Here is a 1657-nt window from a genome sequence, read left to right on the forward strand (position 1 = left end):
GCGCGGAAGTCCTCGAACCCGAACGACTTCGCCCTGGTCGCGCTCCTGGGCCTGCTCGGACTACGGATCTTCGAAGCCTGCGGATCGAACATCGCCGACCTCGGTGAGGAACACGGTCACCGGGTCCTACGCGTGCGTGGCAAGGGCGGCAAGGTCGTCCTCGTCCCGCTACCAACCGCGGTCGCTCGGGCTATCGACCAGGCCGTCGACGACCGTACCGCCGGGCCGATCCTGCGCAACACCCATGGTCGGAGGATGGACCGGCACGCCGCCACCCGCCGACTCAAGCACCTCGCCCACACAGCGGGCATCCGGATGCCGAGGATGCACCCCCACATGTTGCGGCACACGTTCGTGACGACCATGCTCGACGCCGGCGTCAGCCTCCGCGGCGTGCAGATCGCCGCCCGCCACGCCGACCCACGGACCACCATGCGCTATGACCGGGCCCGCAAGAACCTCGACCGCCACCCCAACCACATCCTCGCCGCCTACATGGCCTCCGGAACGTGATCAACCGCTCACGGCTTTGCCGATGTGAGCGCGTGTCCCTCATGCGTCCGGCGGCGAGAGGGCGGTGAGTCGGCGGATCAGTTCCTCCGGGGGGAGCTGCGTCAGCTCGTCCGCCGCTGGGGCAGCAAGATGCGGAGTGGGTGCGCCCAGCCTTTCCGGCCCGGAGTAGCTGGTCTTGGTCATGAGGCTGTCGAGGTACGTCAAGAGAGGTTCGTGGTTCGCCGGGTATCCGGGATCGTCGGACGGGAGCAGCCATTGTCGTGCCGTCCCGGCGACCAGATCGTCGTTGTCGCGGGAGAGGATCTCGTAGATCTCCCGGGTGGCGCCGGGAAGGTTGGCCAACCAGTAGCGGACGTTGACCGAGCGGTCACACGCCAGCGCGAGCAGGTCCTCCACTGGTACCTCGTGGCCGTTCGAGTTTGCCCAGACGACGGCGTTGCGCGCCCGCCAGTCCTTGTCGTGTCGTAGTTCCAACAGTTGCGGCAGCGTGGTCAGCGAGTTCAAGCCCGCCTTGCCCCGTACCCGTCCGTCCCGGTCGGCGAGTAGAGCTTCGAGTACCGCGATTTGGTCGGTGTACTCGGCGAGCGCGACGCGGACCTGGAAGGATTCGTCTCGGGCGAGGGCCTCGCCGATCTCCGACGGCAAACCTGGCTGCTGAGCCAGGACCAGCCGAATGTTGGGGTCGGTGGCGACACGCATGGCCCTGCGCGCGGACAGGGTGGCGGCCGGATTGGCGGCTGCGGTCAACCGCACCCGCCAGTGCCGATCCGCCAGCATCGGGATCAGCACGTCCTCGGGAACGGCAGGATTCCCGGCGACGGCTTCACGGGTGACGAGATCCCGGTCGGCGGCCAACACCCGCAGTGCTTCGCCCGGGGCGTCGGGCCGACCCGCGACCGTACGCCGGACGGCCGGTGACCCGTCGCCGGCGAACGCGACCAGCAACTCCGTACTCGCCTGCTGTGCAGCCGCCACGCGCTCGGCGACCCCGCCCCGTCCCGTCATGCCGGCATCCTAGAGACGGAACCATCACCAGCGGCTACTTGCGGTTCGAGGACCCGGATCGTGGCTTGCGCTGACCCGCCCCGGCGCCGGGACGGGTTCCGGATCTGCCGCGAGGCGCGCGCCCGCCGAGCTGGCCTGA

At 69.2% G+C, this 1657-nt stretch carries 2 protein-coding genes; one reads left to right on the forward strand and one right to left on the reverse strand.

What is annotated here, in order from left to right:
* On the forward strand, window positions 1–513 hold a 513-nt coding region (locus tag KBX34_RS32915), incomplete at its 5' end, for a tyrosine-type recombinase/integrase (RefSeq protein WP_210928968.1).
* A 39-nt stretch (window positions 514–552) separates the two neighbouring features.
* Here KBX34_RS32915 and KBX34_RS32920 read toward each other — a convergent pair.
* Window positions 553–1518: a hypothetical protein gene (locus KBX34_RS32920; RefSeq protein ID WP_210928969.1), complete on the reverse strand. Its 966-nt coding sequence runs from the start codon at window positions 1516–1518 to the stop codon at window positions 553–555.
* Window positions 1519–1657: the final 139 nt, after the last annotated feature.

The organism is Micromonospora sp. M61 (genome assembly GCF_018070245.1).
Classification (GTDB): Bacteria; Actinomycetota; Actinomycetes; order Mycobacteriales; family Micromonosporaceae; genus Micromonospora; species Micromonospora zamorensis.

Coding starts and splice junctions, on each gene's coding strand:
- KBX34_RS32920 (WP_210928969.1), bottom strand. CDS start 1,518: ATGACGGGACGGGGCGGGGTCGCCGAGCGCGTGGCGGCTGCACAGCAG.